Genomic DNA, 16,302 nt, shown 5'->3' on the forward strand with positions numbered 1-16,302 from the left:
CATGACTGCTCTTCAAGCGGCGGCGTCCACACCGCCGCCCGGTCAACTGCGCGCGCGGGGATGCCGATTGGCCGTGCTGCTGCGCTCGCCCGGACTCCTCGTGGCGTATCTGTGGATGGCGGTGGTCATCGCGGCCGCGATTCACCCCTCCCTGTTCGCCTCCGGGGACCCGCTGCGCCAGGACGCTTCGCGGATGCTGCTCGCGCCGGGCGACGGCCGCCTCTTCGGCACCGACGACTTCGGGCGCGACCAGTTCACCCGCGCCGTGTGGGGCACCCGGCTCTCCCTCCAGGCGGCGGTGACCGCGGTCGCCATCGGCCTGGTGAGCGGCTCGCTGCTCGGGCTCGTCGCGGGCGCGCTGCGCGGCCGCGTCGACAGTGTCCTGATGCGGATCGTCGACATCATGCTGGCGGTGCCGAGCCTCATCGTCTCCCTCGCGATCATTTCCGCGCTGGGGCGCGGCACGCTGAACATCGCCGTCGCCATCGGCATCAACAGCACGGCCGGCTTCGCCCGGCTGATGCGCTCCGAGGTGCTGAAGGTGAGCAACGCGAAGTACGTGGAGGCCTCGGTCTTCGCCGGGCACGGCTATGTCCACCGCCTGTTCAAGCACGTCGTGCCCAACGCGTCCCGGTCGGTGCTCGCCGCGGCGACCATGGACATCGGCACGGCGATCCTGACCGTCGCCGCCCTGAGCTTCCTTGGCCTGGGCGCACCGCCGCCGACGCCCGAGTGGGGACTCCTCGTGGCCGAGGGACGCACGTTCATCGGCGTGCAGTGGTGGCTGAGTCTGCTGCCCGGCCTGGTCATCGTGCTGACCGTGCTCGCGGTCTACCGCATCGGCAGGTCGTTCAACCGAGGGAGGACCCGTGTCGTCGCCTGACCCGCTGAGCACCCCGCTGCTCCAACTGCGGGACGTGAGCGCCCAGTTCACCGTCCCGGGGCGCGGCCCGCTGCCCGTGCTCGACAAGGTGGGCCTGGAGGTCGCGCCCGGCTCGATCCGGGCCGTCGTCGGCGAGTCCGGGTCCGGCAAGTCCACCCTCGGCCGCGTCGTCACCGGGACGCTCCCGGAGAACGGGCGCGTCACCGCGGGCGAGGTCGTCCTCGGCGGCCGGGTACTCACGGGCCTGTCCGAGCGGCAGTACCGGACCGTGCGCGGCAAGGAGATCGGGTACATCCCCCAGGACGCGCTCCTTGGCCTCAACCCCCTGCTGCCCGTGGGCGTGCAGGCCGCGGAGCCGCTGCGCGCCCACGGTGTGGGCTCCCGCGCCGAGCGTCGCGAGCGGGTCCTCGACCTGTTCGCGAAGGTCGGGCTGCGTGATCCCACGCGCCTGTACGGTCGTTATCCGCATGAGCTGTCCGGCGGAATGTGCCAGCGGGTGCTGATCGCCGCCGCGATGAGCACGCGTCCTCGTCTCCTGATCGCCGACGAGCCGACGACCGCGCTCGACGTCACCGTGCAGAAGACGATCCTCGACCTCCTGTCCGGTCTCGTGGACAGCGAGCACCTCGGCATCCTGCTCATCACCCACGACCTGGGGGTCGCCGCGGAACGGGCCGACGACATCGCCGTGGTGAAGGACGGTCGGATCGTGCGCAGCGGGCGGACCGCCGATGTGGTCGCCGATCCGGGGAACACGTACACGAAGGAACTGCTGCGCTCCTCCTCGCTCGGCTCCTCGGTCCGGCAGGCGGCGAGCGCCCGCCGGGAGTACTTCGACACCGTGTCCGCCGGCTCCCCGGTGGTCGTCGAGGCCCGCGATGTCGTCAAGACCTTCGCCTCCCGCCGCGGCGCGGCCCCGGTCACCGCGGTGGCCGACGCCTCGTTCCGGGTCCGCAGGGGGAGCACGCTGGGCATCGTCGGCGAGTCCGGTTCGGGCAAGACCACGCTCGTACGGGTCCTCGCCGGGCTGACCCCGGCGGACGCGGGATCGGTCGCCGTCGACGGCGAACCGGTCGTCCACCACCGCCGGGGCGCCGGGCAGGCGGGCCTGTACCGCAAGGTGCAGATGGTCTATCAGGACCCCTTCGCCTCACTGAACCCGCGCTCCACGGTCCGCGCGATCCTCGACGAACCGCTCCGCGGCCACGGTCAGGGATCGGCGCAGGAGCGTAGGCGCAGGATCGCCGAGCTGCTGGAGCTCACCGGCCTCGACGCCACTCTCGCCGACCGGTACACCGCCGAGCTGTCCGGCGGCCAGCGGCAGCGGGTGGCGATCGCCCGCGCGCTGGCCCCGCGGCCGGACGTCGTCGTCCTGGACGAGCCGGTCTCCGCCCTCGACGTGACCGTGCAGCGCCAGATCCTCAACCTGCTCGCCTCGCTCCAGCGCGAGCTGGGCCTGACCTACGTCTTCATCTCGCACGACCTGGGCGTCATCGCCGAGGTGTCCGACGAGATCGTCGTCCTGCGCCACGGGCACATCGTCGAGCGCGGCCGCGCCCTGGACGTGCTCACCGAGCCGCGCACCGACTACGTCAAGGAGCTGCTGGCCTCGATCCCCGGTGCGCCCGCCACCGATCCGGTGGTCCTCGTGGCACCCGGTGGGCCCGCCGGGCCCACTGAAGAAGAAGGGAACAACGCCTGATGGCCGAGCGACAGCTCCACCTGGGATACATGCACTGGCTCAACGGCACGCACTGGGGCGGCTGGCGACATCCGGATGCACCCACCGCCGAAGCCTTCGAGCTGGAGTACGCGACCCGGGCGCTGCGGATCGTCGAGGACGCGAAGTTCGACTTCTTCTTCCTCGGCGACACCCTCCCCGGCGACATCGTGGGCGAACAGTGGGTCACCACGCACAACACCGGGCGCCTGGAGCCGTTCACCCTGGGCTCCCAACTCGCGCTGAACTCCTCGAAGATCGGGCTCGTCGTCACGGCCCACCCCACGTTCTACGAGCCGTACATCCTCGCGCGGCTGACGGCCTCCCTCGACCATCTCAGCGGCGGACGGCTTGCGTGGAACGTGGTGCTGGGCGCCTCCGATCTCGCCGCCCGCAACTTCAGCCTCCCCGACCTGGGCGGCGCGGACCGCTACGAGCGGGCCGACGAGTTCATCCACGTCGTGCGGCGGCTGTGGGACAGCATCGAGCACGGCGCGTACCTCCAGGACAAGCAGGCCGGGCGCTACATCGACGACACCAAGGTGCACCGGCTCGACTGGCGGGGAAAGCACTTCCAAGTCGGCGGCACACTGCCGCTTGAGCGGCCGCCGCAGGGTCACGTGCCGCTGCTGTACGCCGGTGCCTCCGAGCTCTCTCGTGAGCTGAGCGCCAAGTGGGCCGACGTGAACTTCACCGGTCCCGCCACGCCGGAGGACTCCATCGTCTTCAACACCGACGTGCGCCGGCGGGCCGAGCGGCTGCGCGGACGGATGGACCCGATCTTCTTCCTGCCGGGCATCACACCGCTCGTAGCCGACACTCGCGCGCGAGCGGTGGAACAGTACGAGGAATTGAACGCCCTGCTGCCGTTCGACGAGGACGTCGTCGAGGGCGACCAGGACGAGTCGTACTGGACGGGACCTGAAGGGGACCGCGTCCGGGCCGCCCGGACCGCGCTTCCCAAGGGCGTGCGCAGCGTCCGCTCGCTGTCCGAGCGCGTCGGGGTCGATCTGCGGCCGCTGGGCATCGACGGCGCCGTCAAGCCGGACGCCGCCGACCGGTTCAACGAGTACGGGCGCACCCTGCTGACGGCTCTGACGCGACGCACCGGCAGGACCGTGGAGGGCGGCAGCGTGCGAGTCAGGGACGTACTGGGCGCCGCGATCGCCGGCAACTTCCCGCTGGTGATCGGGACGGCCGAACATGTCGCGGACACCCTGATCGACTGGTTCGAGCGCGGCGCCGCCGAGGGGTTCAACGTGAGCGTGCCCTACCTGTGGGAGCCACTGGAGCGCTTCGCGAACGAGGTCGTCCCCATCCTTCAGGAACGCGGCGTGTACCGCGCCGACTACACGACGGACACCTTCCGCGGCCACTTCGGCCTGGACACACCCCTCAACAGCTTCACCGCGAACGCCCCGGAGGCATGAACCATATGAGCACGCGACGCCAACTCCGCCTGGGCCTGGCCGCGTACGGGACCGGCTGGGACCTCGACGCCTGGCGGCTGCCGGAGGCCACCAACGCCGGGCTGCGCGACCCCAGCGTCATCCTCGACATCGCCAGGACCGCCGAGCGCGGCAAGCTGGACTACGTCTTCGCCGGGAGCGCGCTCGGCAGCGAGCCCGACCGTCTCAACCGGATCTACCGCTGGGACAACTTCGTGTACGCCGGGCATGCCGCGGCCCTCACGAAGAACCTGGGGTTCGTGATGTCGGTCAACTCCTCCTTCGAGCACCCCTACGGCATCGCCCGGCAGTTGGCGACGCTCGACAACTTCAACCAGGGCCGCACCGCGCTGAACGTCGTCTTCGGCATCGACCGCGACGGTGACCCGGTCGGCAACTACGGCAAGAACCCGGTGCCGACCGAGGAGACGAAGTACGCGCGGGCCCGGGAGTTCACCGACGTCGTCAACCGGCTGCTGTACGAGAGCTGGGAGCCCGACTTCCTGCTCGACGACAAGGCTGGCGGCACGCTGGTGCGGCCGGGTTCCTGGCACCAGATCGACCATCACGGCGAGCACTTCGACGTCCGCGGACCGCTCAACGTGCCGCCGCCGGTGCAGTCCCACATCCCGGTCATCCAGGTGGGTCTGTCCGAGGAGTCCCTTCGCTACGGCGCCGACTTCGCGCAGGTGCGGTTCTCGCCGTACTTCGGCATCAGCCGTGGCAAGGAGGAGTACCGCAGGCTCAAGGAGCGCGTCGCGGCGAACGGACGCGACCCCGAGAAGTTCAAGATCATCCCGGGGATCACCTTCTACCTGGGCGGCACCGCCCGCGAAGCCCGCGCGAAGTTCAACGAGATCAACGCCCTGCAGCTGACCGAGGCCCTGCCGGCCGCGTTCTCCCAAGGCCTGGGCATCGACCTGTCAAGGGTCCGCGACAGCGAACGCGTTCTCGACGTGGTCGACATCGACCAGCTCGCCGACGACGCGCTCGCGCCGTTGCTCAGCGACCGTGCGCGCGACACCAAGGACGACCGGGAACTGCTGCGGCACATCCTCAGCACCCAGATCGGCGAGGACGCCACCCTGCGCGAGCTGTACCACTACGTGCACCGTGCCCGGCACGCACAGCAGCCGGCCGTCGTCGGTGACGCGAAGGCCATCGCAGACTGGCTGGAGGAGAACCTGGAGGAAGAGGTGCTCGACGGCGTCCAGCTGTTCCCGCCGTACCACCGCGGACCGGCCGACCTCTTCGTCGACTCGGTCGTCCCCGAACTCCAGCGCCGCGGCATCTTCCGCACCGAGTACGAGTCCTCGACGCTCCAAGGGCTGCTGGGCACGGACGACACCCACTGACGAACTGTTCACCAGACCCACTGACGGCCTGTTCACCAGACCCACTGACGGCCTGTTCACCACGCCCACTGAGGACAACCGTGCCCCCTGCAACACAACTCCCCGACGGACACCGCCGCCTCGGCACCTCCGGTCTGGTCCTGTCCGAGATCGGGATCGGCGCCAGCACCTTCGGCCGGTCGGGCATGCGCGCGACCGGCCAGGAAGCGGTCACCGCGATCGTCGACCGTGCGATCGACCACGGTGTCACGTACTTCGACCTCGCCGAGGGCTACGGCGACCGGCCAGGACAGAGCGAGGAACTGTTCGCCGCAGCAATTGGCGCGCGCCGTGAACAGGTCGTCATCGGCAGCAAGTTCGGCCTGAACCTCAGCCGCGAGCGCGGGCCCGCCTACAGTCGGCCCGGATCCCGCAAGTACATCGTGGCCGCGGTGGAGGAATCGCTGCGCCGACTGCGCACCGACTACATCGACCTCTACCAGATCCACTTCCCGGACCACCTCACCCCCATCGAGGAAACCCTTTCGGCACTTGACGCGCTGGTGAGATCGGGGAAGGTACGGTACATCGGCGCATCCAATTTCAAGGCCTGGCAGTTCGTCGACGCGCAGCACACGGCCCGCGCGCACGGACTCACACCATTCGCGTCGACGACCGACGAATACAGCCTCCTGTGGCGCAAGCCGGAGGAGGAACTGATTCCGGCACTCGATCATCACGGAGCGGGCTTCATTCCGTACTTCCCACTGCAGAACGGACTACTGACGGGAAAGTATTCGACGGAGCGGGCTCCGGAGAACGCGAAAATATCCAACCTGAAACGCTATTTGCTGCGCTCGGCGCCCTGGGAGGCACTGGCGAAGTTCGAGCAGTTCGCCCGGGACCGGGACATCACGCCGAGCGCCGCCGCGCTCGGCTGGCTGCTCGCCCAGCCGACGGTCTCCAGTGTGATCGCGGGGGTGACCGTCCCGGCGCAGCTCGACGAGAACATTCAGGCCTCCCGGTGGACCCCGTCACCGGAAGAGGAAGCCGAGCTGCGGGGCCTGTTCGCCGGGGACCTTTCGGGCGGTCCCGGCGTGGTCGACCGAGGGTGAGGGCCGGGTGCGCATCGCCCCGGGCCCGGGGTCACCGTCCAGCCGCCGGGCGCACGCCGGGCCCGGTCGCCGTCGGCCGGGCGGGGTTCGTGATCCACGCGGACCACGAACCGGGGTACAGGGCCACCTCGATCCCCAGGGAAGCGAGTGCCAGCACGGTCGTCGTCGCCGACACCCCGCCGCCGCAGTACGCCCCGACCACGCCTCCGCCCAGGTGGCGGGCGTACAGAGCTCTCAGCTCCGCGGCGTCGCGCAGCTCCCCGGCGGTGAAGTTGTCAGACCCGGGAATGCTGTGCGCGCCGGGAATGTGCCCGGTTCCTGTCTGTCGCGGATTCCCGGCGTACGCCTCCGGGGCGCGGGCATCGATGAGGTGCCCCGAGGCGGCCAGCCGTCCGGCGTCCTCGGCGCTCAGGACGGGGAGCGACCCGGGACGGACGACGGCCGTCCCGGCGCCCGGCGGCGGAACGTGGACATCGATCGGCCCACCGAACGCCTGCCAGGCGGCACACCCACCGTTCAGGCAGCGCACGTCCCGCACGCCGGCCCAGCGCAGGATCCACCAGGCGCGAGCAGCCACGGCGGGACTCTGCCGGGTGCAGACGACGACGGTGCTGTTGTCGTCCACGCCCCAAGTACGCAGCCGTTGCTGCAGATCGCTCGCCTCAGGAAGCGGACCGTGGCCGCTGGATGCGGTGGACTGTCCGACAAAGCCCGCTTCAAACGGCACGTAACGGGCTCCGGGGATGTGTCCCGCCGCGTAAGAAACCAGGGGGTCAGGATTGCCCGCCTCTGCTCTTCCCACCTCGAGGACAATGACCGAAGCAGAAGCACCTTCGATACCTTCGATACCTTCGCGGAGCACGGTATCGAGCTCACTCGCCGAAATAACGACGTCCTTAACGAAATGCGGGCACATCACTTATCCCCTTCGCTGGCCTTTCCCATGAAGATACATGGCGAGAGGTTTTGTTCCACACAATCCTTGTTGCACTCCAATGAATTCAATCCACCCCCAACGACTCACCCATGAAAAGGAGTTCGGCATATGTCAGCCACCACCCCCGACGGATCCCACCGGGCAGCAGCCGACCGGTACGACACCCATACGACCTACCGCCGCGCCGGGAACTCCGGCCTCGACCTGCCCGCCTTCTCCTTCGGCCTATGGCAGAAGTTCGGCACCGACTACCCCTATGAGACGCAGCGCGACATCGTGCTGCGCGCGTTCGACCTGGGGATCACCCACTTCGACAACGCCAACCGCTACGGTCCGCCGCCGCGCGCCGCCGAGAAGTTCCTCGGCCAGGTCCTGCGCAGGGATCTCGCCCCGTACCGGGACGAGTTGGTCCTGTCGACCAAGGCGGGCAACCCGATCGGTCCCAGCCCCTACCAGCGGGGCGCCTCCCGCAAGTCGCTGCTGACTTCGCTGGAGCAGAGCCTGCGCGACCTCGGCACCGACTACGTCGACATCTTCTACAGCCACAGGTACGACCCCACCACCCCCCTGGAGGAGACGGCCGGCGCGCTGGCGAGCGCCGTCACCTCGGGGAAAGCGCTGTACGTCGGTATCTCCAACTATCCCGTGGAACGCGCCCACGAAACCGCCGAGCTGCTGCGCGACGCGGGCGCGCCCTTGCTCGTGCACCAACCGCGCTACTCCCTCTTCGATCGAGGCCCGGAACGCGACGGGTTGATCGATCTGGCCGCCCGCGACGGCTTCGGACTCGTCGTCTACAGCCCACTCGCCCAGGGCCTGCTCACCGACAAGTACCTCACCGACACGGTTCCCGAGAGCGCGCGGGCCCGGAACAGCGCCTTCCTGTCGCCGGACGTCATCGACGACACGTACCGCGAGCGGGCGACGGCCCTCAACGAACTGGCCCGCGACCGGGGCCAGTCACTGGCCCAGCTCGCCCTGCAGTGGGTCCTGCGACTGCCGCAGATCACCAGCGCGCTGATCGGAGCGAGCTCGACCTGGCAACTGGACCACAATGTGAGGGCGTTGGACTTCCCGCCGCTCACGGAGGAGGAGCTCACGCTGATCGACAAGCACGGAGTTCACGGGACCGCACTCCAGACCTGAGCGTGCAGGTCACCGCCCGCACCGCCGGTGACCTGCACGCCATCGTGTCGATCGTGTTGCAGGACCCGTCAGTCATCGGCCCCGCGCGCCGGCCGTGTGATCGCATCGGACGGTAATCCAACGGAAAGGATCTGGACACCCCCGTGTCCGAACTCGTCGCCCCCGGCAGCACGTTGAGGGGCCGCATTCGGCGTACCCGAATGTCAACCGCGCGACCGCCGACCGGACCCCGCAGGGCTTCGCGGCCAGCGCGCGGGCCGCCGTCGCCGACGGCCTCGGCGCCACCCGCGACGCAAGGCGGACTCACTCATCGCCGACCGTGGGCACGGCCACGACATCTACCGCGACCAGGTCCGAGAGCGCCGCATCGTGCCGCCATCGCCCGCCGCGGCACCCTTCACGGCACCGGGCTGGGCACCTACCGCTGGGTCGTCGAGCGCAGTTTCGCCTGGCTCCGCGACTTCAAACGCCTCCGCATCCGCATCCGCTGGGAACGACCGGCGGACACCGGCAGGGCTTTCGTGTCAGATCGTCGCGGCGGGCAGCAGCCCTTCCAGTATCTGTCCTCGGGGAAGACTCAGACCGAACCGGTCTTCCAGCACCGACAGAGACCTGGCATGGGCGGCGTCACGGTCCTCCTCCCTCTCGATACCGGCAGTCTGAACATCACGGAGGATCAGCTCCAGTGCCGTACCGCCCACATCCGGGAACGAACACAGGTCGAAGCCGCACATGTACGTCTCCTGGTGAAAATAGGAGAATGAGGGTGGCGGCACCTTTGGATTCTCACTCTCGTAGTAGAGCTGGAAGATGTGCGCCTCCCTGGAGAGACCGTCGGTGAACCCCGGCCCCGTATACCCCGGCCAGTCCCCGTACGCCACCGCGAAGGACAGCCCCTCACCGGAGCCGTACCGCACCGCCGTTCGCGCGGGCGCATCCCGGCGCTCCAGGAAATCCTCCAGCGTCCCGCCCGTGTACTGACCCAGCGGACCCGGCTCCTCCCGGGCCAGGCGCCGCACCAGCTCATCCGGCTCCAGCCCACGGGCCAGCGTCACGCAATACCCTGCCCACGTCACGTCGCTGTCGGCCAGCCACGTCAGTCCGTCACTCACACTCTCTCCCATGCCGAAGGGGGCCCGAGAACGGTACACACCGCACACCGCTCCCAGGGCCCCGTTGAACGGTCAGTCCTCAAGGGCTACCGGATGTCGCACTTGGCGACTGCCTTGGAGGCGTCGCACGTCTCGAATCCCGGAGTCGTCACGAAGTAGAGGTCCTCGTCCGTGAGACGGAACTCCTTCGCGAACGACTGGAACCGGCTCATCGACGTCGAGTTGATCCACCCCGACATCGCCGAACGTCCACAGACTTCCTTCCAGTTCGGAGGAGCCTGACGGTCATCGTCGAACAGGAGCCAGTTACCGCTGGAGGTCAGCTTCCGCGACCAGGTCTGCACACACTGGTCGCCAGAAGCCACCGGGTTGATGCCCTCCATGTCCTTCGGCATGCCACCACTGAGCCCTTTCCAACCTGCCCAGGGTGACGGGGAGTTGTATGGGCCTGCGGAACGGCGAAGCTCCTGGTAGACGAGTTGTCGACCAAGATCAACCGTTGTTCCAGGAGCTCCGCGTGCTTGTCTACCGGTCGGCCATCGACCTGTCCACCGCGCACCTGCGCCATCTGAGCCGGGTGCTGGCCACGCGGCGCCGGGAGATCGGCAGTCGGTGGCGGCGGCTGACTCCCCGGAGCCAGGCCCTGCTCTCCCTGGCCCATCTGCGGTGTGGCGATACGTATGCGCAGCTCGCGGCCGGATTCGGCATCGGGATCGCCACCGTGTACCGCTACATACGCGAAGCGATCGACGTCCTGGCCGCGCTCACGCCCACGCTCAACGACGCCATGGTGACGTCCCGTTCGAAGGCATACGTGATCCTCGACGGCACCGTGCTGCCGATCGACCGGATCGCCGCCGATCGGCCCTACTACTCCGGCAAGAAGCGGCACCACGGCATGAACGTCCAGGTGCTGACCGATCCGTCCGGCCGACTGCTGTGGGCTTCGCCCACACTGCCCGGTGCGACACATGACCTGACAGCGGCACGCGACCACGGCATCATCGACGCCCTGACCGACGCCGGCCTCAAGTGCTGGGCCGATAAGGCATATCAGGGCGCGGCCCGCAACGTCCGCGTTCCGTTCAAGGGGCACCGTCTCCAGTGCTCGGCGGTCAAGCCGAGTTCGTGGATGCTGGCGCTCATAAGGCGTGGACGGCCACAAGGCTCGCCGGCGGCGTCGCAACAGGTGGTCTGTCCGCCTTGGCGGGACGCAAGAACAAGGGCGCGGCGGTCATTAACCTGACCTTCGGCAACGGGGCTGCGCAGACGTACAGCGTGACGCCCGACTCCACAAACCTGCGAGCGGCCAACCAGTACGTGAATGCGTTCAACATGCTCGCTACGCAGTTGGCCAGCGAAGAAGCCTCTGTCCCGCCACCCGAGGTAGTTCAACCGCGACCCCAGTCAGTGGCCGACGAACTCGGCAAAAGGAGTTCTCACACAGGACGAGTTCGATCAACAGAAGAAGCGGTTGCTCGGACTCTAGGGCTGTGTGAGCCGACAATTGCGCCCGAGCAGTGCGCGCCTGCCGAGAATGTCGTCCATGCAGCTCAGGCGCCTGGTCGGGGTGGTGCGGCAGGATGAGCACTCGTGCTGCTTCGTCTCGCCTACCTGACCGTCACCAGCCTGTTCGCCGCGCTGCGGTTGCTGCCGACGAGCGACCGCGACAAGGTCACGGAGATACTCGCCCTGCGCCACCAGCTCACCGTCCTGGAGCGACAACTCGGCACGGACCGCTTCAAGTTCACTCCCGCGGACCGGGCGTTCCTCGCCGCTCTACTGATCCCCCTGCCACGTCAGGCCCTGCGTCGACTCCGTTTACTGGTCCGGCCTGACACCGTGCTGCGCTGGCACCGCGACCTGATCAAACGGCGCCATTCCCGCCGGTGCCAGCCGAAGAAGCCCGGACGACCACCCACGCTCCCCTCCATCCGCAGACTGGTCCTGCGCCTGGTACGAGAGAATCCATCATGGGGCTACCGCCGGGTGCACGGCGAACTCACCACACTCGGCATCAAGGTCGCCGCCTCCACCGTCTGGGAGGTCCTCACGGCCGAGGGCATAGACCCAACGCCCGACCGGGCCGCCACAACTTGGGCCGACTTCCTGCGCTCGCAGGCAGACGCCCTGATGGCCTGCGACTTCATCGAGACAGTGACTTTGACCAGCCAGCGCCAGTACATCCTCGCGGTCATCGAACACGCCACCCGCCGCATCCGAATCCTCGGCACCACCACACACCCCACCGCGGCCTGGGTGGCCCAGGCCGCCCGGAACCTGGCCATGGACCTCGCTGACGCACAGGCCACCCACGCGTACCTGATCCGGGACCGGGACGCGAAATACCCGGCCCTCTTCGACGACATCCTGCGCAACGCCGGCATCCAAGTCGTGCTCACCGGCGTCCGGATACCGCGCATGAACTCGATCATGGAACGCTGGGTGCAAACCTGCCGCCACGAACTCCTGGACCGCACCCTCATCTGGAACGAGCAACACCTACGCCACGCACTTCGCCAGTTCGAACTGCACTACAACCTTCACCGACCCCACCAAGCAATAGACCAGGCAGCACCCCTACGCGCCGTCCCCGAACCACTCCCCCACACACAGATCACCCAACTGAAAGTGCGCCGGAGAGACCGCCTCGGCGGAGCCCTCCACGAATACCAACACGCCGCCTGAACTGAGCGGATGGCGTTTCCGCCAGGCGCAGTGTCCACGATCGGCCTCCGTGCGAGGAGTGGCACTTCGAGACCACCACCGTGCACGCGGCCCGGCGAGGAGATGCGAAACCTCGCCGCCGAGTTCCACATACTTCTCACGAGCATGGTCGAGTAGCTGAAGCACCACGTGAGACAGCCCCTAAAACCTCAGCGGGCACTCTCGGGCTTCGATATCGTATGAACCCAGAATTTCCGTGATCAGAGAAGTCTCTACCTTTGTGCCTTGCCATCCTCCGGTCGTGAGATCTCCTGCCGCCCTCTTCGCTTCCTGTATTGAAAGCGCGAAGATGTCACGAAAAGTCTTAAGAATTTTCCCTCCAGGAACGACGTCTGAAACACAGACTCTAGAGGCTCCATGGGCGGCGATAAGACGTTGACGAATGCTTTCCGGCGCGGGACCCCAATCCCCATCGTGCTCAATTCCACATTCGTTGCATGCCAGTTCAGTCTCCCAGCGCAACTTACCCTTCTCTGCAATCTGAACTACCCAGCCCTCACAGGCCCGCTCACAGTTGGAGCAGCCTGCATCGAACTTAACCGCCTGCTCAATCATTGCCAGCCCCGCATACTCAGGCACCTATTCACCGTTGCATAAAATTGCTCGTAAAGCCCCGACCTATCCCGCGGATGGTGCGTCCCAGCGGGAATTCCGCGTGCAAACCATCGGTGACGAAGCTCTTCATGAACGATGGAGTTACGCAAATCAATACTGCTCGAGAACCGCTTATATCCAATATGCGTTCCGAGTCCATCCTTAGCAATTCCAGTGTTTACCCACGGACTGTACTGCGGTTTGTGTGTGAGCTTGAGATCCGGGAAATCGCGTCTGATCATTGTATCGATTGCACGATTCCTGGATTTCGCTGTTTTCCCTGTGACATGGCTTATGTCACTCGTCCAGACATTCCCAGCCTCATCGCCCTGGTACGCCACATCCGAGCCCGCTCCCCTAATTCCGGGAAGGCTCTTCGACCAACGAAGTGCTGGACTGACCAGACTACCGAACGCTCCGCCCGCTGCTCCGAAAAGTAGGTCGGTGGGTGAAGTCGGCTGGCATTGGACGGTATTCACGGCGTAGGTGTAGCCCGCGCCGATGGCGGCGTCGGTGACGGCTGCGGTGGCCAGGGCGCGGCCGCCGGAGAGGCCGAGGCTGCTGGCGACGCCAGCGCCTGCGGGGGCGAGGTAGCCGGCGCCCGCTCCGATGACGGCGCCCTTGGCGGTGGCGCCTGCGAAGTCTCCCCAGTCGAAGTCGTCGCGGTGGGTGAGGGCGTAGATCCCGCCGCCGAGGACGCCGCCGATGCCCGCCCCGATGCACATGGGGCAGTTGCCCGAGGGGTCGGAGAGGTTGGCCGGGTCGTTATCGGCGTAGGTGTAGGGCGACTTGTTGGGGTTGTCCAAGGCCGCGGGCATGGGGTCTTGGATGGTGAAGCGGCGCTGGTCGGGGTCGTAGGAGCGGTCGCGCAGCAGGAGGCGGTCGGTCAGGTACTGGTCTTTGTACTGGCCGGTGTAGCCGTAGATGCTGGACTGGCCGCCGCTGATGGTGGCCTTGCCGGTAGGGGCGCCCCAGGCGCTGTAGGTGTAGCGGTAGTTGTCGGTGCCCTTGGCGTCGAAGACGGTGCTGACGGAGTTCTGGCGGTCCTGGGTGAAGTAGAAGCTGCCGCCTGTGCGGTCCATCGACCGTGCGGTGCCGTCGGGGTCGAAGTGGTAGTCGCCGAGCAGGGCGCCGGAACCGTTGGTGTCGGTGGCGATCTGCGGGAGCGCGTTGTTGATGTCCCAGCGCGAAGTGCGGATCAGTGCGTTGTTCTTGTTCGCGGTGGTGCGGTTGCCGTCGGCGTCGTAGCCGAAGGTGTAGGCGTCGGCGCCGATGGTGGCGGATTTGACCCGGCCCAGCGGGTCGTAGGCGTAGGTGTCGGCGCCGTCCTTGGTCTGGTTGCCGTCCGCGTCGTAGCCGTAGCTGGTGGTCGCCGTCCCGGCGGTGGTGGACTTGAGCTGGTCGGCTTCGTCGTAGTTGTAGTTGGTGGTGGTGCTGGAGGTCTGGGAGGTCTTGAGGTTGCCGACCTTGTCGTAGGTGTAGGTGCCGCCGGTCTTGCCAGACAGGCAGGACTCGGTGGTGGTGTCCGTGCAGGCCCGCGTCATGCGGCCGACGTCGTCAAAGCCGTAGCGGGTGGGCTTGGCGCCCTTGGGCGTGTCTGTGCTCAGGCGGCTGTTGGGGTCGTAGCCGTAGGTGTTGCTGCCCGAAGGTGTGGTCAGCGTGGCCAGGCGGCCGGCCTCGTCGTAGGTGCGGGTCTCGGTGCGCGCCGTGGTGGTGGGCAGGGTGACCGAGGTGAGGTTGCCCGCCTTGTCGTAGCCGTAGCCGGTGGCCTTGCTGTCGGTGGTCTGGGAAGTGATCCGGCCGACGCTGTCGTAGCCGTAGCTGGTGGCCCTCCCGTCCGGATAAGTGCGGGACTTGAGCGTGTCGTTGGTGTTCCAGGCGTAGGTGAACGGCTTGACGGCGCCCGGCGACGTGATCGTCTGGATCTTGTCGTCGTCGTCGTAGGTCAGGCTGCGCTTGCCGGTGGCGTCGGTGGCTTCGTGGATGCGGCCGGCCGCGTCGTAGGCGTAGCTCTGGCTGGGGGTGCCGTCGGAGTAGGTGACCTTGGTGGGCAGCTTGTGGGTGCCCGAAACTCGGCTGCCCCTGCTGACCTGGGTCTTGCGGTCGAGGACAGGCAGGGCGAGATCCTGAGACATGGCTCTACGACTGCTGTACCTGGCCTTCTTGAAGGTCCTGGGATGGGTTGCGCTGCTGGCACGATCAGAGGCCGCCAAGAACGCGGAGATTCTCGTACTCCGACATCAACTCGCCGTCCTGCGCCGTCAGGTCGCCCGGCCGCGACCCTCATGGGCGGATCGGGCAGTGATCGCGGCACTGGCCCGGCTACTGCCCAAGACCCTGCGAGGGCACCTGTTCGTCACTCCGGGCACCCTGCTGCGCTGGCACACCGACCTGGTCAAGCGCCACTGGACCTACAAACGCCGAGGCCCAGGCCGTCCACCGACCCGACCCAGCGTACGGAAGCTGGTATTGAGAATGGCGGCGGAGAACCCTCACTGGGGATACCGCAGGATCGCCGGTGAACTGGCCGGCCTGGGCCGCCCAGTCGGCGCCTCGACGGTCTGGACAATCCTGAAGAAGGCCGGAATCGATCCGGCACCGCGACGCTCGGGCCCGACCTGGGCCCAATTCCTGCACAGTCAGGCTTCCGGGATCCTCGCGGTGGACTTCTTCCACGTCGACACCGTGCTACTGCGACGCCTGTACTGCATGGTGGCCATGGAACTCTCCACCCGACAAGTACACATCCTTGGCCTCACCGCCCACCCGACCAGCAGCTGGGCAGTCCAACAAGCCCGTGGCCTCCTCATGGCGCTGGATGACCGCGTTGACCAAGTGCACTTCCTGATCCGGGACAGAGACGCGAAGTTCACCGACGCCTTCGACGCCGTCTTCGCATCCGAGGCCATCCAGGTGCTGCTCACTCCAGTCCGCGCGCCTCGGGCGAACGCGTATATCGAGCGCTGGATCGGCGGATGCCGCAGAGAACTCCTCGACCGCACGCTGATCGTCAACGAACGGCACCTGCGCAACGTCCTCGCCACATACGAAACACACTTCAACACCCACCGCCCACACCGTGCCCTCCACCAAGCAGCACCCCTGCGACCACTCCCCCACCCAGAAGACCCCGACGGCAGAATCATCCGTCACGATCTACTCGGTGGCGTGATCCACGAATACACCCAGGTCGCATAGGGTGGCCGAGTTTCGGGCACCCACACCATCACAACGAGCAGCGCCCCTACCAGGCGACGAATCAGGCAGCCCCGCTGCGGGCAGCACC

Annotated in this window: 13 protein-coding genes and 3 pseudogenes; 11 read left to right on the forward strand and 5 right to left on the reverse strand. The window is 67.3% G+C overall.

All coding sequences use genetic code 11. From position 1 onward, the window contains the following. Position 1 precedes the first annotated feature (1 nt). The 5 genes from ACFVXC_RS01315 (at position 2) to ACFVXC_RS01335 (ending at position 6,500) form a co-directional block, all read left to right on the forward strand. Complete coding sequence (locus tag ACFVXC_RS01315) at positions 2–883, forward strand: ABC transporter permease (RefSeq protein WP_389900365.1); 882 nt, start codon at positions 2–4, stop codon at positions 881–883. After that, entirely contained in the window at positions 870–2,585 is a 1,716-nt protein-coding gene (locus ACFVXC_RS01320) for a dipeptide ABC transporter ATP-binding protein (RefSeq protein WP_389900366.1), read from the forward strand. The genes ACFVXC_RS01315 and ACFVXC_RS01320 overlap by 14 nt, the downstream gene beginning before the upstream one ends. Further along, complete coding sequence (locus ACFVXC_RS01325; protein WP_389900367.1) at positions 2,585–4,033, forward strand: LLM class flavin-dependent oxidoreductase; 1,449 nt, start codon at positions 2,585–2,587, stop codon at positions 4,031–4,033. The genes ACFVXC_RS01320 and ACFVXC_RS01325 overlap by 1 nt, the downstream gene beginning before the upstream one ends. A 5-nt stretch (positions 4,034–4,038) precedes the next feature. Next, complete coding sequence (locus ACFVXC_RS01330; RefSeq protein WP_389900368.1) at positions 4,039–5,406, forward strand: NtaA/DmoA family FMN-dependent monooxygenase; 1,368 nt, start codon at positions 4,039–4,041, stop codon at positions 5,404–5,406. Positions 5,407–5,486: 80 nt separating this feature from the next. Continuing rightward, on the forward strand, positions 5,487–6,500 hold the full coding sequence (locus tag ACFVXC_RS01335; protein ID WP_389900369.1) for an aldo/keto reductase: 1,014 nt from the start codon (positions 5,487–5,489) through the stop codon (positions 6,498–6,500). Positions 6,501–6,531: 31 nt separating this feature from the next. Here ACFVXC_RS01335 and ACFVXC_RS01340 read toward each other — a convergent pair whose 3' ends face one another. Further along, complete coding sequence (locus ACFVXC_RS01340) at positions 6,532–7,416, reverse strand: sulfurtransferase (protein ID WP_389900370.1); 885 nt, start codon at positions 7,414–7,416, stop codon at positions 6,532–6,534. Between the two features lie 129 nt (positions 7,417–7,545). On the opposite strand from ACFVXC_RS01340, the gene ACFVXC_RS01345 reads away from it, so the two are divergent. Both ACFVXC_RS01345 and ACFVXC_RS01350 read left to right on the forward strand, forming a co-directional pair. After that, positions 7,546–8,583: an aldo/keto reductase gene (locus ACFVXC_RS01345; protein WP_389900371.1), complete on the forward strand. Its 1,038-nt coding sequence runs from the start codon at positions 7,546–7,548 to the stop codon at positions 8,581–8,583. Between the two features lie 261 nt (positions 8,584–8,844). Then, positions 8,845–9,089 (forward strand): annotated as a pseudogene (locus tag ACFVXC_RS01350) (IS5/IS1182 family transposase); the annotation flags it as partial. 18 nt (positions 9,090–9,107) lie between these two features. Here the strand turns inward: ACFVXC_RS01350 and ACFVXC_RS01355 are convergent. Together ACFVXC_RS01355 and ACFVXC_RS01360 are read right to left on the reverse strand one after the other, a co-directional pair. Next, positions 9,108–9,695: a hypothetical protein gene (locus ACFVXC_RS01355; protein ID WP_389900372.1), complete on the reverse strand. Its 588-nt coding sequence runs from the start codon at positions 9,693–9,695 to the stop codon at positions 9,108–9,110. An 86-nt stretch (positions 9,696–9,781) separates the two neighbouring features. Next, positions 9,782–10,090: a hypothetical protein gene (locus ACFVXC_RS01360; RefSeq protein ID WP_389900373.1), complete on the reverse strand. Its 309-nt coding sequence runs from the start codon at positions 10,088–10,090 to the stop codon at positions 9,782–9,784. Between the two features lie 122 nt (positions 10,091–10,212). On the opposite strand from ACFVXC_RS01360, the pseudogene ACFVXC_RS01365 reads away from it, so the two are divergent. The 3 genes and pseudogenes from ACFVXC_RS01365 to ACFVXC_RS01375 all read left to right on the forward strand — a co-directional run. Continuing rightward, a pseudogene (locus ACFVXC_RS01365) lies at positions 10,213–10,788 on the forward strand (transposase family protein); the annotation flags it as partial. Between the two features lie 333 nt (positions 10,789–11,121). After that, positions 11,122–11,184: pseudogene (locus ACFVXC_RS01370) on the forward strand (SHOCT domain-containing protein); the annotation flags it as partial. A gap of 104 nt (positions 11,185–11,288) precedes the next feature. Next, positions 11,289–12,383 carry an integrase core domain-containing protein gene (locus ACFVXC_RS01375; RefSeq protein ID WP_389900374.1) on the forward strand — a complete coding sequence of 365 codons (1,095 nt, stop codon included), beginning with the start codon at positions 11,289–11,291 and terminating at the stop codon, positions 12,381–12,383. A 180-nt stretch (positions 12,384–12,563) separates the two neighbouring features. Here the strand turns inward: ACFVXC_RS01375 and ACFVXC_RS01380 are convergent, their stop codons facing one another. Next, entirely contained in the window at positions 12,564–13,001 is a 438-nt protein-coding gene (locus tag ACFVXC_RS01380; protein WP_389900375.1) for a hypothetical protein, read from the reverse strand. Beyond that, positions 12,974–15,151 (reverse strand): RHS repeat-associated core domain-containing protein, encoded by a 2,178-nt coding sequence (locus tag ACFVXC_RS01385; RefSeq protein WP_389900376.1) that lies wholly within the window; start codon positions 15,149–15,151, stop codon positions 12,974–12,976. Before ACFVXC_RS01385 ends, ACFVXC_RS01380 begins: the two co-directional genes overlap by 28 nt. Between ACFVXC_RS01385 and ACFVXC_RS01390 the strand changes: the two genes are divergently transcribed. Next, positions 15,150–16,214: an integrase core domain-containing protein gene (locus ACFVXC_RS01390; protein ID WP_389900377.1), complete on the forward strand. Its 1,065-nt coding sequence runs from the start codon at positions 15,150–15,152 to the stop codon at positions 16,212–16,214. The genes ACFVXC_RS01385 and ACFVXC_RS01390 overlap by 2 nt on opposite strands. Positions 16,215–16,302: the final 88 nt, after the last annotated feature.

It is taken from the genome of Streptomyces sp. NPDC058257 (assembly GCF_042881845.1).
In the GTDB taxonomy this organism is placed as follows: Bacteria; Actinomycetota; Actinomycetes; order Streptomycetales; family Streptomycetaceae; genus Streptomyces.